We start from the raw sequence: 16,138 nt of genomic DNA, 5'->3' as shown, positions 1-16,138 counted from the left end.
CAACTATTCCTCATGGTACGCCTGATGACGTAGCGATTTAGGGGCCAGAGAAAATTCCTTACGGAATTGCGTCGAAAAATGGTTGCTGTCACTGAATCCACACGCATGTGCAATCGTAGTAATGGAATCATCACTTTGCTGCAAGCGCCGACGGGCCTCCAGTAATCTTAACCGATTCAGATAGCGTTGTGGTGTCATTCCAGTGTGTTGTTTCAGTTGGCGATGCAGCGTTCTAAGCGGTAAGGCGAACCGTTCGGCCAATTCCCCCCAGTTGATATCTTCGCTGTAGTTGTTCTGTAACCAGCCTAACAGCGACTGTATCCCCTGACGTTGGCAATCTCCCCCTTGCGTTTGGAAACAGCGCTGACGAAGAAGCACCAGGATTTGCAAAAACAGGCTTTCGCTGGCGGCGATATCTTCCGGCTGAGCGCTCTGAGCAAGTTCAGCCAGCTTACCAAGGCTTTGCTTGAGTTGCTGCATGCCCACCGTATTGACCTGCCATTGCCCTTGCCATTCGCCATCGGGCCCGTAAGGCAAAAAGGACGCAATATCGGAAAGAAAACGAAAACCGCGTGGTGAACGATAAAGGACGTTGGTCAGACAGAGTCCTTCCACATTTTCAAACAGATGCCTGTCATTATCCCGCACAAAAAACACCGTACCACTGCTCAAGGCATAAGGCTGATCGTTAAAAACATGCACGCCCGAGCCTTGTTCCACCAACACAATTTCCCAGAAATCATGATAATGCTCGGGGAAAGCCACCTGAGGCGTTCGGGGCTCTACAGCCACCGTCACTGCCCGTGAAGCAAAGAAGTCATCACCACGAAGTAACGTCATTTTTGATTCTCCACTTAGCTCGCTCGCGGAGCGGCCTCTTTGTCATTTGTCGCCAGCACGTACTGACCATCAGTGAAATTAGCGTCTATATGAAAGGGTAGCGGGAAGCGTGCCAAACAGCCTTTAAATACCGTCATTGACGGCGGCGTTGTGATGTCATTTTTTCAAGATCTACCGACCAATTTGCTGAAATGTGGATAGGATCACATCCCGTTCAGCCCCCTAACTCATCGTAAAAATTTCGTAAATCCCGCAGAGAAACGTCACAACTGTGAACCATTTCACAGTCAGCTTGACTATTTTGCCAACCGCTCATCCTACGTGGCACTCACCGGAAGGTGATGATGACCATGAATCCTTACACTGCTTCCCATCAAACAGGTAAAGAGGAATGGCTATGGCTGTGAAGAATATTGTGGCGGTAGATCTTGGCGCGTCCAGCGGCCGAGTCATGTTAGCGACGCTACAAACAACCACACAGCATCTGGCACTGAAAGAAATTCACCGCTTTCGCAATCATCTCATTGCTGAAAATGGCCATCATGTATGGGACCTGCAAGCGCTGGAGCAGGCGATTCTCACTGGCTTACACCAAATAGACGGCATGGGGATTCATCCTGACAGCATAGGGATTGACAGTTGGGGAGTGGATTATGTGCTACTGGACAAAGCCGGTGAATGTGTCGGTTTGCCCTACTCTTATCGAGACCACCGTACCGATGGTCTGATGTCCACGGTCACCGATGAGCTAGGCCGTGAAAATATTTATCAGCGCACCGGTATTCAATTCCTTCCTTTTAATACGCTGTACCAACTCAAGGCGTTGTGCGATCAACATCCTGAATACCTGACAAAAGCAGAACATCTGTTACTGATCCCAGATTATTTTCATTATCGCCTGACAGGCAAGGTGAGCTGTGAATACACCAATGCCAGCACGACACAGTTGCTCAGCCTGACGGACAAAACATGGGACGACGCACTGCTGAAGTATCTTGGTTTCCCCAAACGTTTGTTGAGCCAGCCGGTACAGCCCGGTCACCACATCGGCAAATGGTCAGCACCGAGCGGACGGCAAATCCCAGTGATTGCAGTAGCCACCCATGATACGGCCTGCGCCGTCGTCGCGGCCCCACTACAGAACAAAGACAGCGCTTATCTCAGTTCCGGTACCTGGTCGTTGATCGGTATTGAAAGCGATACGCCCTGCCACAACGCGCAGGCATTAGCCGCCAACATCACCAATGAATGTGGGATCAACGGCACGTATCGCGTACTCAAAAACATCATGGGCATGTGGTTACTGCAACGTCTCTGTCAGGAACGTCAAATTCAGGATCTCAACGCTCTGATTCAGGAGGCGTCACATCTACCGGCCTATGTCAGCCTGATCAACCCGAACGACGAGCGTTTTATTAACCCGCCGTCCATGTGTGACGCCATCAGAACGTTTTGTACCGAACATCAGCAACCTGTGCCACAGGGAGATGCCGAACTGGCTCGCTGTATTTTTGATAGCCTCGCCATGCTGTATCGGCAGGCAATTCAGGAATTAGGCGAACTGCGCCAGGCACCGTTACGTCAATTACATATTGTTGGCGGCGGTTGCCAGAATGAGTTGCTTAATCAGTTGTGCGCCGATACGTGTCAGATTCCCGTCTTCGCCGGACCGGTAGAAGCCTCCACTCTCGGCAATATCGGTTGTCAATTAATGGCGCTCGATGCCGTTGCCGATCTGAATGAATTTCGCCACCTACTCACCCATAACTTTCCTCTGCATCGCTACACCCCGCGTGAGGATACTGATTTCGCCAGGCATTGGCGTCGTTTTGAAGCCCTTTGCCATGATAAAAAAGAGGAAACCACCGTATGAATAACACTATTGAAACTGCCTGGCGTCTGGCAAAGGATCGTTACGCCAGCATAGACGTTGATGTCGATGCCGCACTGGCGCAGTTAGATACCATTCCCGTCTCTATGCACTGCTGGCAAGGCGATGATGTTGCCGGTTTTGAAAACACAGGCAGCGCATTAACCGGCGGTATTCAGGCGACGGGGAATTACCCCGGAAAAGCACGCAGCGCCGTTGAGCTACGAGCCGATCTGGAACAGGCGTTTTCGCTTATTCCAGGCCCCAAACGGTTAAACTTGCACGCGATTTATCTTGAATCCGATCAACCGGTTGCCCGTAACGAAATTGAGCCCAAGCATTTCAGTCACTGGGTCGCATGGGCCAAACGTCATCAGTTAGGGTTGGATTTCAACCCAACCTGCTTCTCTCACCCTTTGAGCAGCGATGGTTTTACGCTATCGCATCCCGATGACAGCATCCGCCAGTTCTGGATTGAACATTGTCAGGCCAGCCGCCGTATTTCTGCCTACTTTGGCCGCGAACTCGGCACACCTTCCGTCATGAATATTTGGGTGCCGGATGGCATGAAAGATCTGACGATCGATCGTCTGGCCTTCCGCCAGCGACTGCTCAGCGCGTTAGACGAGGTCATCGCCGAGCCACTCGATCAGGCGCACCATATCGATGCGGTGGAAAGTAAACTGTTCGGGATCGGCGCAGAAAGCTTTACTGTCGGCTCCAGCGAATTCTGCCTCGGCTATGCCAGCAGCCGCAAGACCGCACTCTGTTTAGATGCAGGCCATTTCCATCCAACCGAAGTCATTTCCGACAAAATATCCAGCGCCATCCTGTACGTTCCGCGTCTGTTACTGCACGTCAGCCGTCCGGTACGCTGGGACAGCGATCACGTTGTTCTGTTGGATGATGAAACGCAGGCAATTGCCCATGAGATCATTCGTCATAAACTGCTTGATCGTGTGCACATCGGTCTCGATTTCTTTGATGCATCCATCAATCGCATTGCCGCCTGGGTCATCGGCACCCGCAACATGAAGAAAGCGCTTTTGCGCGCCCTGCTGGAACCCACTGAGGCCCTACGCAAATTAGAACAAAGCGGGGATTACACCGCTCGTCTGGCACTGTTAGAAGAACAAAAATCCCTGCCGTGGCAGGCCGTCTGGGAACACTACTGCCAGCGCCATGACGTCACACCGGGCAGCGAATGGCTGCAACATGTTCGTCAGTATGAAAAAACCATCCTCACTCAACGTCAAGGGTAAGACTATGCAAGCAATTCTTTCTTCCTGGTTCGTACAGGGCATGATTAAAGCCACCAGCGACATGTGGCTCAAAGGCTGGGATGAGCGTAACGGCGGCAACGTCAGCCTGCGTCTGACGTCAGAGGATGTGACGCCCTACGAAAGTGAATTTTATCCGCAGCCCCGCCATGAAACGTTAAGTCAGGCCATGCCTGAACTGGCTGGACATTGGTTCATCGTTACTGGCTCGGGCAAATTTTTCCGTAACGTCCAGTTAGATCCCGCAGACTCACTGGTCGTGCTACAAGTTGATCACGATGGTAAAGGCTATCGTATCTTCTGGGGACTGGCGAACGGAGGGTTGCCAACATCAGAACTGGCTTCTCACTTTCAATCGCACATTGTACGCATGAAGGTCACAAACGGGCGTGACCGCATTATTATGCATTGTCACGCCACGAACCTGATTGCACTTAGCTATGTGCTGGAACTGAACACCGCCGCCTTTACCCGTGAATTGTGGGAAGGCAGCACCGAATGTCTGGTTGTGTTCCCAGATGGTGTCGGGATTGTTCCATGGATGGTGCCAGGTACGGATGCTATCGGCGATGCAACATCAGAGCAAATGCAACGCCATTCGCTGGTGCTCTGGCCGTTCCACGGTATTTTCGGCAGTGGCCCAACGCTCGATGAAACATTCGGCTTGATCGATACCGCTGAGAAGTCAGCAGAAGTGATGGTAAAAGTCCGATCGATGGGCGGCAAGAAACAAACTATTTCGACCGAAGAATTGATTGCCTTAGGTAAGCGATTTGGCGTCACGCCGCTGGCAGCCGCGTTAAACATCTAGCCTGCCCCGACCCACTGGGTGAAATGGCGTCATGGATTTCTCTCCATGACGCCAGTATCTGATCGATTGCTGGAGGGCAACCATGCTACGTAAAGCCTTTGTGATGTCTGTTTTCCCTGAATGCCATGCTGAATATGAGCATCGACATAACCCTATTTGGCCAGAACTGGCCGATGTCCTGAAAGCACACGGGGCTCACCACTACAGTATTTTTCTGGATAAACAGCGCAACCTGTTATTTGCCTATGTTGAAATAGAATCCGAAGCACGCTGGAACGCGGTAGCACAAACGGAAATCTGTCAGCGCTGGTGGAAACACATGACAGAAGTGATGCCAGCCAATCCAGATAACAGTCCAGTGAGTGAAGAATTACAGCCCGTGTTTTATCTGGACTGACAATATCATTTCAATGTCATCACCCTTTCGTGATTAATTTCAGTCAGCATCGGTTATGATTAATATCATTAGTCATAACCGTTATTTATTTTATTATTTACACTCCATCTTTATTAACCTATTCATTACTAATGAACAAATAACACACAAGGTATGGAATAAGATAAAAAGTCACCAACTGATATTATTAGCAATCATGTTATCCATAAAAAACAGAACTTTATCTTTATAAAAGCAAAAATATGACAATTAAGTATTATTTACAGGAATAATATGGATTAACAACTTACCGATTATAAAGTTATGGTTCTCCCTGCCGTTACCAATGAAACCACTTCTCTTCGATCTAACTACCGTTATGAAATTCTCTCAATTAACTGTATTCGCCAAGCTACTACTTGGGTTTTCAATTTTGATCGTCATGATGCTGTTATTGGGCATCGTCTCGCTATTACAGCTTAGTATAAATAATTCTCGTATTGATGATTTAAGCAGCAACAGTCTGCCAGGAGTACGTTATAGCCTGGTCATGCGCGGCGTCATGTCAGAAGCACGGCTACAACAAATACAGTACATCGACTCAAAAACGCCCGAAGAACGTGAAGGTCATCGGGTTGAACTATTACAAAATGCCGATATTTTCCTCAATGCATTTAAAAACTATCAGATAATTGTCAGTGGGGAAGACAAAAAAGCACTCGTGCAACAAATCGGCGAAAACTTTAAAAACTTCAATGCGGTCAACGTCAACGTGATTGATGCCGTTAATCGCGGCGATCTCGCCGAAGCCAGTAGAATCAGCGGTGCAGTTTCTTCTCAATATCGCAGTCAATTGATGAAGGATTTGGCGAAACTGGGCGAGATGGAAATCACTACGGCAAGAGGCATCGTCGAAAATGCCGATGCCACTTACCGGAATTCACAATACTATGTCTGGGGGTTATTACTGCTGGCACTGCTCGCAACAGGAGTTATCGCCACTATTATCGCCCGTAATATCTCTCGACAATTAGGGGGAGAACCCAATTACGCAACGGAGATCATGAACGAAATTGCTCAGGGGAATCTCACAACAGAGATCAAACTGCGTCAGGGAGACGATAGCAGCCTCCTTGCCACGATCAGCCATACCAACCAGCAGTTGATGAATACCATTCATACCATCATGCGTGGCAGCGAATCCATCACGCTGGCGTCAAACGAGATTGCTCAAGGCAATAGTGACCTGTCACAACGCACCGAAGAACAGGCGGCATCGCTGATTCAGGCTTCCGCCAATATGCAACAGCTGACACATACCGTTAGGCAAAATGCGGATAACGCCAAAGAAGCGAGCGAATTAGCGCAGCAAACCTCAAAAACTGCCTCTCAGGGTGGCGCGATTGTGGATGACATGCTGAAACGCATGAATGAAATTTCCGACAGTTCACAGAAAATAGTCAACATTATTTCCGTCATTGAAGGCATTGCGTTCCAGACCAATATTCTGGCCCTGAACGCCGCCGTCGAAGCGGCCCGAGCAGGAAGCGAAGGCAAAGGCTTTGCGGTGGTCGCCGGAGAAGTGCGTACGCTGGCACAGAAAAGCGCCGATGCGGCTAAAGAAATCAAAGTGCTGATTGAAGGTACCGTCGATAAAATTACCGATGGCTCACAGCGAGCAGACAGCGCGAGCAAAGCGATGGCTGAAATCGTCGAATCGGTACGCAAAGTCACGGATATCGTGGCAGAGATTTCTCAGGCATCAGATGAACAACATATCGGTATCAAAGAGATCAGTGTTGCCGTCGAACAGATGGATCAGGTCACCCAGCAAAACGCCGCGCTGGTCGAACAATCCGCGACTGCCGCACAGTCCATGACCGAACAGGGTGAACAATTGCGGGATGCGGTGCGTTTCTTCAAAGTTCGTCAGGACGACGTACTAAGAATTAATTAATAAACCAACAGCCCGGCGGTCATCGCCGTCGGGCCTCGGCTCAAAATGTCATCACTGATTGCAGTAACTGCCGCGCATAAGGATGCTGAACTTTCCCCAGCGAATCCATATCCTCGACCCGTTCAATCACCCGCCCCGATTGCAAAAAAATCACTCGCTGACACAAATAAGCCACCGCAGCCACATCGTGGCTGATAAACAGGTAGGTTAACGCGAGGCTCTCACGCAACTCCGCCAGTAAATCCAGAATTTGCACCTGGATCGATACGTCTAATGCACTCACGGCTTCATCTAACACGATAAACTGTGGTTCACTGGCAATCGCTCTTGCGATGCAAACACGCTGCATTTGCCCCCCGCTTAACTGATGCGGAAAACGTACAGCCAGATCCGGTGTTAAGCCGACCTGCACCAGCAGCGCCGCCACTCGAGATTGCAGTTCATCACGTTGTACCACGCCACGAACACGTAAAGGTTCAGCGACAATATCCCATACGTTCATTAACGGATTAGCAGACGAGGTATAGTCCTGAAACACCGCACTCACACGCGTTTGGATTTTGTGATGACGCTGCCAAAAGCGCAACGGCGTGTAAAGCGATTGTCCCGCCAACCGAACGTGCCCATCTTTTGGCACTTCTAATCCGAGTAAGATGCGTCCAAGCGTACTTTTCCCGCTACCGCTTTCCCCTACAATTCCCAGACATTCCCCTTTTCTTATGCTGAACGATACCTCATTCAGCACGGGTACCCACCCGCCACCGTTTTCTGACCGGTAACCATGGCTCACCTGCTCAACATCAACCAATGTATTCATCGTGCGTCTATCGCCTCATGCGCCTCAGCAACACGCCTGTGCGGCGATACCGCGACCAGTCCCTGATAACGCTGCTGTAAAGCTTGTCGGGAAGCCACCAGATAACGTGTATGTTCATGCTGGGGCAGGTGTAACACCCGCTGTACCGCCCCTTGTTCCACCACCTTCCCCTGATGCATCACCACGACACGGTCAGCGATACGACTCACCACGCCAAAATCATGGGAAATAAAGATCATCGTGGTCCCAAGACGCTCACGAATATCGCTAAACGCCTGCATGATGTCATGCTGCGTGATGGAATCCAGTGCGGTGGTCGGCTCATCGGCAATGAGCAATTGGGGTTCTAGCGCCAGCGCGATCGCGATCATAATGCGCTGCAACATGCCGCCACTAATTTGGCTGGGATACCGATCAAACAAGGCACTGACATCGCGTAAACGAACATGCTGCATCATCAATAATGCCCGTTCCCGAGCGTCATGACGACTCAACCTCAGGTGCGTTCTAAACGTTTCCACCATCTGGTTGCCAACCGATTGCAAAGGATCGAATGCCGTCATCGGTTGTTGCAAAATCATACCGATCGTTTTTCCACGCAGTTGCCTCATCGCCTCCGGCCTTTGCGCCAACAAATCCGTATCATTCAACCAGGCTTGCCCTGAGCAAATAAATTGCCCCCCCAAAAGCCCCATCAAGGCCCGACAAGTGAGGCTTTTCCCACTGCCGCTTTCCCCTACAATGCCGAGACAAGCATGATGCGGCAGCGAAAAAGCGATATCGCTCAGCAGCGTTTGCTTTCCCTCCCTCAGCACAACCTGTAAGTTCTCAACGCGTAATAAATCGTTCATCGGTAAGCCTCTCATGGCTCCAATACAACATGCAGACCGCCTCGCTATGTATGAAATAATCCGCGCCCAAACAGCGGGCAGCCTGACGAAGATATAAATAGTAGCGTGTAGGAAATACGGTCAGATAGTGGTCGTTATTTTAACAAATACCGATCGGCATCAGCCTTGATATGACCCCCAAAAACATGATGCAGCACAGAGAAAACAACTGGATTGGTGTTTCGTGGTTATATAACTCGGTATCAATGCTGAACAAAACGTGCAAATGTAATCCAACAACAAACAGGACAAACCTCTTTTTTTAAGTAAACAAAGCCGCCGCTATAAACTATTGTTCTAGCTTGCCGAAACTAAACTTACAATTAATCTGACCTTGAAGAACCGTTTTCATCAGGAAAAGGCGACTCATCGCTAACAAACCATGGAGTATGCCAATGGCATTTTTTCATCGCATTTCGATACGCAACAAATTCCTCCTCGCCTTATTTCCCACGTTATTAGCATTACTCTGGTTTAGTAGCGCCGGCGTTGTTGAACGCAGGCATATCGAAAATGAAATGCTTCGGATGGAGCAACTGATCATTCTTGCCAATGACTCAGGCGAATTAGCCCATCAGTTACAGCGCGAACGGGGTATGAGTGCGGGCTATTTCGGTAGTCAGGGTGAAAAATTCGGCACCGAACTTGCCGAGCAACGTAAAGCCACAAATGACGCTCAGAATAAGTTAGCTAAAACCATTGAACATATTGATAAAAACATCCTCGGTACTGCATTGAGTAAAGAGCTTGCCTCGCTTACTCAGCGCCAGCAACAAATCGGAGAACTTCGTCATCAGGTTGATAATCTGTCTATTTCCGTCACACAGGCGTTAGGTTACTACTCGGCGTCAGTCGGTCACCTGTTAAATATTGTTGGGGAAATGACCCATCTGGTTAGTGAAGGTAGCGTGACGCAACGCATTGCTGCCTATTACACCCTACTGAATGTCAAAGAACAGGCGGGGCTTGAACGCGCAGTGCTGTCTAATGTGTTTTCCGCCAATCGCTTTTCTAACGGGCTGTTTGAACACTTAAACCAGCTTATTGGTCGTGAAGACGCTTATATCAACGCCTATCGTATGCTTGCCAATACCGATTTGCGTCAGGCCTTCGATCAGGCCATCGGCACGGCGTCTGCACAAGATGCGTTACAGATGCGAAACAAAGCGATTACTTCGCCAAATGGCGATTTTGCCATTGATGCCAGCGAGTGGTTCAACCAACAAAGCGCCAAAATAGACGAGTTGAAAAAAGTAGAGTACATCGCCGCGTCAAATCTGACAGAACAGGTAAAAGATCTTGCATCAGATGCCCGTCAATCCTGGATAAGCTATCTGGCAGGCGCGTTGATGTCTCTGATTATGGCAGTCGGATTAGCAGTGATGATCATGCGCAGCATCAACGGCCAACTTCAGCAAACCCTCACGACTATTCGTGAAATGGGTGGAGATTTAACCCGTCGCCTGCTGGTGCCTGGAACCGATGAGCTCTCACAGTTGAATCAGGCTTATAACCATTCTCTCGAAAACATCGCCGCGATGGTGGTCAGTATTAAAAATAGCGCCCGCACGATTGGAAAAGCCAGCAGCGAAATTGCCAATGGCAATCAGGATCTGGCACAGCGAACCGAAGAACAATCGTCTTCATTGGTAGAAACCGCCAGCAGTATGGAAGAAATCACCGCCACCGTAAAACAAACCGCCGATTTTGCGGGACAGGCTCGCCAACTGACAACAGAAGTGGACAGGCAAGCTCGTCAAGTCGGTGACATTACAGCTTCAGCCAGCAGTGCAATGAGTCGGATTCAGGATACCAGCCAACGAGTCAACGCGGTGATTGCTGCAATTGATGGTATCGCCTTCCAGACTAACCTATTGGCCCTGAATGCTGCCGTTGAAGCCGCTCGTGCGGGACAGCATGGGCGTGGTTTCTCTGTGGTGGCAGCAGAAGTACGTCAGTTGTCGCAGCGTAGCGCAGATGAGGCAAACAAAATTCGTACGCTGATCGCCGATAGTATCTCCAGCGTTAACGAAGGGACAGCACTGGTGAATCAATCTAACCAAGGGTTGAACGACATCATTTCAGAAACCCGTAAAGTGCGCGATTTGGTTAACGAGATCGCTACTGCTGCCGACGAACAATCGCTGGGAATTTCTCAGATAAACGAGGCACTTAACCAGTTAGAAATGGTCACTCAGCAAAATGCCACGCTGGTTTCTCAAGCCTCCGTTGCCAGCCAACTACTGGATGAGCAAGCGATAGAAATGGAAACGCTGGTCAGCCGCTTTAAGGTCGATGAAGCGAAACCAGTCATACCGTTGCAAAACACATTACTGGTCAGCTAAACGCAGCAATCACAAGGTCTGGAAGGCCTTGTGATTGTCTACATTCTGGCTCATATCGGGACATATCAACCACGCCTCATCGTCCCCGGGCTAAACACCGTTGCCGACGATCATCGACCCGTTTGGCGAACCATGCAGTGGTGAGTTTACGGGTGATTTTCGGGCTTTCCAGCGTGATCCCCGGCAGAATGGCCCGAGGCGCTTTTACTCCCGATTTATCCGCCAGCGCAAAGACGCGTTTGTACAGGCTGGTGTCTTCAAAATCGAGGCTATTTCCCTTCTCCAGCGCACGACGAATCGCGCTGTCGCTCATGTCCAGCCGTTTCCCCAACGCACGCACCGCCAGTTCCGTAGCGCTGGCCTTATCCGAACTGTAATTGATCACATCGCCATCCAGCGCCAGTTTAACCCCGGTCAGGCGGCTGACGGCACGCTGGAACGCCGCATTCCGGCTGGCATACCAGCCTGCGTTGAAATCGGCGAATCGATAAATGGACTGTGGATAATTCGCCGGATAACCCAGCAAATGCTTGATACCAAAATACATCCCGCCGCGACGGCTGAAAACTTCACGACGAAGGGTATCGTCTACGGTATACGGATAGCCCTTCGCGTTCGCTTCGGCAAAGGCGATGCTCACCTGCATCGGTCCGCCCGTATGTACCGGATTCAGCCGACCAAACAGCGTCTGCCCCATCGGCACCATATTGATAAAATCATCAAAGATCGCACTGAGCTCTTTTTCCGTGCGTACCTTATCGAGCCGCTCATTGTAACTTTTTCCGTTAGGGGATTTGATGAGTAGCGCGGTGCGCACCAGAAACGCCGGAACATGAACTTTCTCCGCACGGCGGTCGATCTCCTGCCAGGCGATTTTCGACAGATTCGGTACCGGTGGATCGGCATTAAACGTCGATTCCTGTTCAGTCACCGCGAGCACCGAACACAGATTTTCATTACTGGGATCAAGCCCCTGTGTGGCAAATGCAGTGGCGATATCCGTCGCCCAGCCCTGACGATCTTTCACGTTGTCAGGCAATAGCTTGAGTAACTGAGCACGAACATCCCCAGGCCGCGATTCTGGCGTCGTCGCCGTCTCACTGGCACAACCGGCCAGCACCAGCAGAGCCAGAGCACACAAGGGACGAAGCAAGGAAATAGAGGAACGGGGCATAATCTCTCGGCATCATGGTGGAAAGGCTGCCAGAACGTTAGCGCAGCCTGCGCCAATTATCCAGCCGGAGTCAGCACATGCATTTTACGTACTGACCTGGCATAGTTAGCGCTATCACTAATCGAATGCACTAACGAACGGACGACACACGTATGGCTGCCACTAACCATTGGACGCGGGATCAGTTACTGATCGCCTTCACGCTGTACAGTCAGTTGCCATTTGGCAGGCTGCATTCGCGTAATCCCGACATTATTCGCTACGCCGCGTTGATTAACCGCACACCTTCGGCACTGGCAATGAAGCTGGTTAACCTTGCCAGCCTCGACCCGTTTATTATCGACTCAGGCCGCACTGGATTGCGCGGTGCTTCCAACGCCGACCGTGCACTGTGGCAGGAAATGGACAACAATCCTGAGTTATTTGAACAGCAGTGCCAACAGGCTATGACCGCCCTTGAAGCCGAGGCAGTAACAACACCGCCAGCCAGACATACTGAAGAAGAGATTCACGACTATCACGGCGGTGAGCGCCTCGCGCAGGTAAAAACCCGCATCGGTCAGCAATTATTTCGCAAACGCGTACTCAGCAACTACGGCGAACGTTGCTGCGTGACCGGACTGGAAGAGCCCGCGCTGTTGGTCGCCAGCCACATTCGCCCGTGGAAAACGGCAGCGGAGCACCGCCTCAATCCCAGCAACGGCCTTTGCTTGTCCAACCTGCACGACAAAGCCTTTGATATGGGACTCATCAGCTTCAATGATTCGCTAGAAATGCTGCTTTCTCCGCGCATCAAAAAGCTGAAAAGCGCCATCAGCGACGTCAATTTCGCCCAGTACGAAGGTAAGCAAATCCATCTGCCAGACGCCTACCCACCGGACCTGTCACAGATGGCGTACCATCGCGAGCATATTTTTCTGGGGTAGGGGAAATACGTTATCGGTAAGACGCCGATAGCTTGCGGGAAGTATGCAATATACGCAGGATATGCACTTCGTTTAACTTTCTCTTGAATGCATAAATAATGATGAAGGGAAATCGCGTCAGGACCAGTTTTCGCCTCTCCCCTGATTTTCCGATATCAATGCCAGCTTCTGGTGTGACTTCGAGCAAAGATACCGATGAGATAAACTTTTCATCCGCCGCATTCGCCACATTCAGTTCCGCCTCTTTATATAAATAGCGGTATATCCCTTCACGATCTGTCAGCGACTGTTTTTCCCATCGGACCTTAAATGTCACAGTTCACCCCGTGCCGCCCGCGCTTTCAATGCATCCATTCTCTGGCTGACGTCCTCATTACTGACGAACTCACCTTCACCCGCATCATAACGAGAAAACGCTTCCTGAATCTGCGCTTCGAGCCATTCATCACCGGCGTTACGCTGATACTGACGCTCTTCTTCTGCCAATTCCTCTGCACGTTGTCGCATCAACTCCGTCAGGCTCACCTGATGACGATCCGCTGCCTGCATCGCTAGTTGCTTGGTTTCTTCATCGATTCTGAAATGGATAGTACTCATTTCCGCCTCCGTGGTGTCAATTGTGTTGTCACTTTACGCGATCATCTCCATTTTTTCCTGTTCTTTTTTCATACGAACATTAGCTATACAAAAACAGGGCGATATACGAGCTTTCACGTGAGATAACGTGAGGATGTTCATCAAGCAGCGTCCGCAAACGCGCCTGCTGTCGGGTATTCGGCAGTATGCCCGAACGGTTGAACCTCTCTATCCAGTTCGCCACGCCAGCCTGCGTTAGCGCCAGATTCTCTAGTTTAACGTTATCCAGCAGGAACACCAGCCAATCCCACTTGTTCAGCTTGTGCGCTAAAAAGTAGTAGATCTCAACATGTTCTCGGGAAGACGGGCTTTCCATACAGCGCTGAAGTTCGGGCAGCGACAGATAGATTTTCTGTTGGTAAAACAGCTTCCGTGCAACCTTCGCAATAGCAATTGAAGGATGGCGCAGAGAAGCCAACAACGGTTCACGCGCATCGTCACCCGTATGCTGAAGAAGAATACGCAAGGCGCTGTAATAAAGGCTGGGGTATCGCTCATCCAGACTGCGCTCCGCCAGCGCCACAATGCCGTCATAACGATGTTCATCCAGTCCCCACAGCGTGATTTTTTGTACCGTCACTGTCGTTGCCCGATCCCGCGCGGCAAGATAGTGCATGACCGGATCGTCGTTTCGTTCACGCAGTAACGCTGAGGCACGCTGACGTACCAAGGCATTCTTATCAAACAATAAGGTAATCAGCAGAGCCGTGGATACGGGAAAAGCTTGTTCCATCACATATTGCAACGCGACCTGTTTGATTGGTGCGAATGTGTCTTTTAACAGGATCGTTATCACGTCATGATCGACATCCCGACCCGACCTGAGCAGATATTGCATCGCATTCACTCTGACCAAAGGGTCGTGATGCAACATCGCCTGAGTGAAGATCTGCCTCAGCGGAAACAGCTCACATTCAACCAGAATATCCAGCGCTAACCTGGCAACCGTTTTATCTTCCGAGCACAACCCCACGAGTAGCGACGGCGCGTGCGCCTCCTCGGCCAGAAAACTCACGATATCATCGACCAACGGCTGATGATTTTCCCGCTGGCACTGCAACAGCCAGAAAATCGCAGGCAAGTTTTCAACAAAATGTGCTGCGTTATACGACGTTAATAGCCGTCTCACACTCTGTCTGGCCGATCGACGTACTGGTTCTGCCCAGTCGTTCACTCGTTCAATCATCGCCGGTAATGCAGAGACCTCATCCATGAGGCCCAGACACCGCACCGCACACTGCCGGATATGACCGTTATAGTGGCGAGTGAGCCCGATGAGGCGCGATGCCTCACCTAGCGAGCCTGACTGCGCAGGCTGATAGTCGTTATCTGACGATGCCAGCAGCTTGTCCAACTGATGTAGGAGTGAGTCACATGATTCCATATTCCCTGCCCTCTTCTTTTTCCATTGTCCCACAGGGGCCTTACGCCATCACAGCCCGATACAGGAGTGCATCCAGCACCGAATCATCAACAGCCTTACTGTCTGGCAACATTGCCGGACTATCGGCATCGTTCAGCATCTGCATGATGAACGCGTGGATAACATCCCGACGCGGACCGTATTCCGCCTCCCCCGAGCGCTGTTTGATCGCCAGCAGTTGATGAACTTCAGCCAGCAGACGTGGATCGTCCACCGTTCCTGCAAGCAACTGCGAAAAACGCATGGGCGGCATACCTTTTCCAGCTTCTATCCAGCGTACTGCCAGCAACGGACGCAAAACGTAGAAATACTTTTTTAGGCGAACCATGTCGCCTTGCAGGTAACCGCGAAAGTTTTTACGCGCCATCGACAGATAGTGCCAGCGCGCCTTGGACGGCGAGAACCACGTCGGCACCGCCGCCCGAAGCGCGGACATGGCCTCCCGTTCTTCCTGATAGACAACGGGAGAATCCAGCCACTCTATCAACGTCGGGTTAGCTCGCTTGAGTAAACCGAGCGCTTTACGCCATTCCCAACCGCAGACATCCAGCTCATCGTCGATGGGTAGCTCTATCACATCGCGCTGCGCTTCAACGCGCAAATACCACTCAGGACGATGCACGTAGAGAAATCGCACGTCGTAGTCGCTGTCCGGGGAGGCAAATCCCCAGCCACGGCTGCCCGATTCACAGGCATAAAGCACTTTTACCTGATAACGTTCTTCTACATCCTGTAAGACTAATTTTATCCGCGTCCGCATGGCAGCATCGACGCAATAATCCGTTTCCATCAT

At 50.7% G+C, this 16,138-nt stretch carries 15 protein-coding genes; 7 read left to right on the top strand and 8 right to left on the bottom strand.

Features of this window, described 5'->3' with window-relative positions; translation table 11 throughout:
• Positions 1-3: 3 nt before the first annotated feature.
• Positions 4-840 carry an HTH-type transcriptional activator RhaS gene (gene rhaS / locus ACKPVM_RS11575; protein WP_409309190.1) on the bottom strand — a complete coding sequence of 279 codons (837 nt, stop codon included), beginning with the start codon at positions 838-840 and terminating at the stop codon, positions 4-6.
• A 397-nt stretch (positions 841-1,237) separates the two neighbouring features.
• Here rhaS and rhaB point away from each other — a divergent pair, with 397 nt between their 5' ends.
• The 5 genes from rhaB (at position 1,238) to ACKPVM_RS11550 (ending at position 7,134) form a co-directional block, all read left to right on the top strand.
• Positions 1,238-2,713: a rhamnulokinase gene (gene rhaB, locus ACKPVM_RS11570; RefSeq protein WP_409309189.1), complete on the top strand. Its 1,476-nt coding sequence runs from the start codon at positions 1,238-1,240 to the stop codon at positions 2,711-2,713.
• A complete protein-coding gene (locus tag ACKPVM_RS11565; protein WP_409309188.1) occupies positions 2,710-3,972 on the top strand; it encodes an L-rhamnose isomerase in 1,263 nt (420 codons plus the stop codon). Before rhaB ends, ACKPVM_RS11565 begins: the two co-directional genes overlap by 4 nt.
• A gap of 4 nt (positions 3,973-3,976) precedes the next feature.
• Positions 3,977-4,801: a rhamnulose-1-phosphate aldolase gene (gene rhaD, locus ACKPVM_RS11560; protein ID WP_409309187.1), complete on the top strand. Its 825-nt coding sequence runs from the start codon at positions 3,977-3,979 to the stop codon at positions 4,799-4,801.
• 82 nt (positions 4,802-4,883) lie between these two features.
• Positions 4,884-5,198, top strand: coding sequence for an L-rhamnose mutarotase (rhaM, locus tag ACKPVM_RS11555; protein ID WP_409309186.1), 315 nt, complete (start codon positions 4,884-4,886; stop codon positions 5,196-5,198).
• Positions 5,199-5,556: 358 nt separating this feature from the next.
• The gene (locus ACKPVM_RS11550) at positions 5,557-7,134 is read left to right on the top strand and encodes a methyl-accepting chemotaxis protein (protein ID WP_409309185.1); all 1,578 of its coding nucleotides are present in this window, start codon (positions 5,557-5,559) and stop codon (positions 7,132-7,134) included.
• Positions 7,135-7,174: 40 nt separating this feature from the next.
• On the opposite strand, the gene ACKPVM_RS11545 is transcribed toward ACKPVM_RS11550, so the two are convergent.
• Together ACKPVM_RS11545 and ACKPVM_RS11540 are read right to left on the bottom strand one after the other, a co-directional pair.
• Positions 7,175-7,951, bottom strand: coding sequence for an ABC transporter ATP-binding protein (locus tag ACKPVM_RS11545; protein WP_409309184.1), 777 nt, complete (start codon positions 7,949-7,951; stop codon positions 7,175-7,177).
• The gene (locus ACKPVM_RS11540) at positions 7,948-8,802 is read right to left on the bottom strand and encodes an ABC transporter ATP-binding protein (RefSeq protein ID WP_409309183.1); all 855 of its coding nucleotides are present in this window, start codon (positions 8,800-8,802) and stop codon (positions 7,948-7,950) included. Before ACKPVM_RS11540 ends, ACKPVM_RS11545 begins: the two co-directional genes overlap by 4 nt.
• 434 nt (positions 8,803-9,236) lie before the next feature.
• Between ACKPVM_RS11540 and ACKPVM_RS11535 the strand changes: the two genes are divergently transcribed.
• Positions 9,237-11,186 carry a methyl-accepting chemotaxis protein gene (locus tag ACKPVM_RS11535; protein WP_409309182.1) on the top strand — a complete coding sequence of 650 codons (1,950 nt, stop codon included), beginning with the start codon at positions 9,237-9,239 and terminating at the stop codon, positions 11,184-11,186.
• 76 nt (positions 11,187-11,262) lie between these two features.
• On the opposite strand, the gene ACKPVM_RS11530 is transcribed toward ACKPVM_RS11535, so the two are convergent.
• Entirely contained in the window at positions 11,263-12,360 is a 1,098-nt protein-coding gene (locus ACKPVM_RS11530; protein ID WP_409309181.1) for a DUF1615 domain-containing protein, read from the bottom strand.
• A gap of 152 nt (positions 12,361-12,512) precedes the next feature.
• Between ACKPVM_RS11530 and ACKPVM_RS11525 the strand changes: the two genes are divergently transcribed.
• Positions 12,513-13,286, top strand: a complete 774-nt coding sequence (locus tag ACKPVM_RS11525) for an HNH endonuclease (RefSeq protein WP_409309180.1) — start codon at positions 12,513-12,515, stop codon at positions 13,284-13,286.
• 10 nt (positions 13,287-13,296) lie between these two features.
• Here ACKPVM_RS11525 and ACKPVM_RS11520 read toward each other — a convergent pair whose 3' ends face one another.
• From ACKPVM_RS11520 to ACKPVM_RS11505, 4 genes are all read right to left on the bottom strand, one after another.
• Positions 13,297-13,602 (bottom strand): type II toxin-antitoxin system RelE/ParE family toxin, encoded by a 306-nt coding sequence (locus ACKPVM_RS11520; protein ID WP_409309179.1) that lies wholly within the window; start codon positions 13,600-13,602, stop codon positions 13,297-13,299.
• Complete coding sequence (locus tag ACKPVM_RS11515; protein WP_039279271.1) at positions 13,599-13,883, bottom strand: damage-inducible protein J; 285 nt, start codon at positions 13,881-13,883, stop codon at positions 13,599-13,601. Before ACKPVM_RS11515 ends, ACKPVM_RS11520 begins: the two co-directional genes overlap by 4 nt.
• 79 nt (positions 13,884-13,962) lie before the next feature.
• Positions 13,963-15,306, bottom strand: a complete 1,344-nt coding sequence (locus ACKPVM_RS11510; protein ID WP_409309178.1) for a HEAT repeat domain-containing protein — start codon at positions 15,304-15,306, stop codon at positions 13,963-13,965.
• A 40-nt stretch (positions 15,307-15,346) separates the two neighbouring features.
• Complete coding sequence (locus ACKPVM_RS11505; RefSeq protein WP_409309177.1) at positions 15,347-16,138, bottom strand: nucleotidyltransferase domain-containing protein; 792 nt, start codon at positions 16,136-16,138, stop codon at positions 15,347-15,349.

Origin of the sequence: Pectobacterium hainanensis (assembly GCF_046237015.1) — a bacterium.
Lineage (GTDB): Bacteria > Pseudomonadota > Gammaproteobacteria > Enterobacterales > Enterobacteriaceae > JBJYIN01.
This window is presented reverse-complemented; position numbering and strand designations above follow the sequence as displayed.

Bases quoted from the DNA above. Each gene is read 5' to 3' on its own strand.
- rhaB (WP_409309189.1), top strand. From the start codon at position 1,238: ATGGCTGTGAAGAATATTGTGGCGGTAGATCTTGGCGCGTCCAGCGGC.
- ACKPVM_RS11540 (WP_409309183.1), bottom strand. From the start codon at position 8,802: ATGAACGATTTATTACGCGTTGAGAACTTACAGGTTGTGCTGAGGGAG.
- ACKPVM_RS11525 (WP_409309180.1), top strand. From the start codon at position 12,513: ATGGCTGCCACTAACCATTGGACGCGGGATCAGTTACTGATCGCCTTC.
- ACKPVM_RS11535 (WP_409309182.1), top strand. From the start codon at position 9,237: ATGGCATTTTTTCATCGCATTTCGATACGCAACAAATTCCTCCTCGCC.
- ACKPVM_RS11550 (WP_409309185.1), top strand. From the start codon at position 5,557: ATGAAATTCTCTCAATTAACTGTATTCGCCAAGCTACTACTTGGGTTT.
- ACKPVM_RS11545 (WP_409309184.1), bottom strand. From the start codon at position 7,951: ATGAATACATTGGTTGATGTTGAGCAGGTGAGCCATGGTTACCGGTCA.
- ACKPVM_RS11505 (WP_409309177.1), bottom strand. From the start codon at position 16,138: ATGATGGAAACGGATTATTGCGTCGATGCTGCCATGCGGACGCGGATA.
- ACKPVM_RS11510 (WP_409309178.1), bottom strand. From the start codon at position 15,306: ATGGAATCATGTGACTCACTCCTACATCAGTTGGACAAGCTGCTGGCA.
- ACKPVM_RS11530 (WP_409309181.1), bottom strand. From the start codon at position 12,360: ATGCCCCGTTCCTCTATTTCCTTGCTTCGTCCCTTGTGTGCTCTGGCT.
- ACKPVM_RS11515 (WP_039279271.1), bottom strand. From the start codon at position 13,883: ATGAGTACTATCCATTTCAGAATCGATGAAGAAACCAAGCAACTAGCG.
- rhaM (WP_409309186.1), top strand. From the start codon at position 4,884: ATGCTACGTAAAGCCTTTGTGATGTCTGTTTTCCCTGAATGCCATGCT.
- rhaS (WP_409309190.1), bottom strand. From the start codon at position 840: ATGACGTTACTTCGTGGTGATGACTTCTTTGCTTCACGGGCAGTGACG.
- ACKPVM_RS11565 (WP_409309188.1), top strand. From the start codon at position 2,710: ATGAATAACACTATTGAAACTGCCTGGCGTCTGGCAAAGGATCGTTAC.
- rhaD (WP_409309187.1), top strand. From the start codon at position 3,977: ATGCAAGCAATTCTTTCTTCCTGGTTCGTACAGGGCATGATTAAAGCC.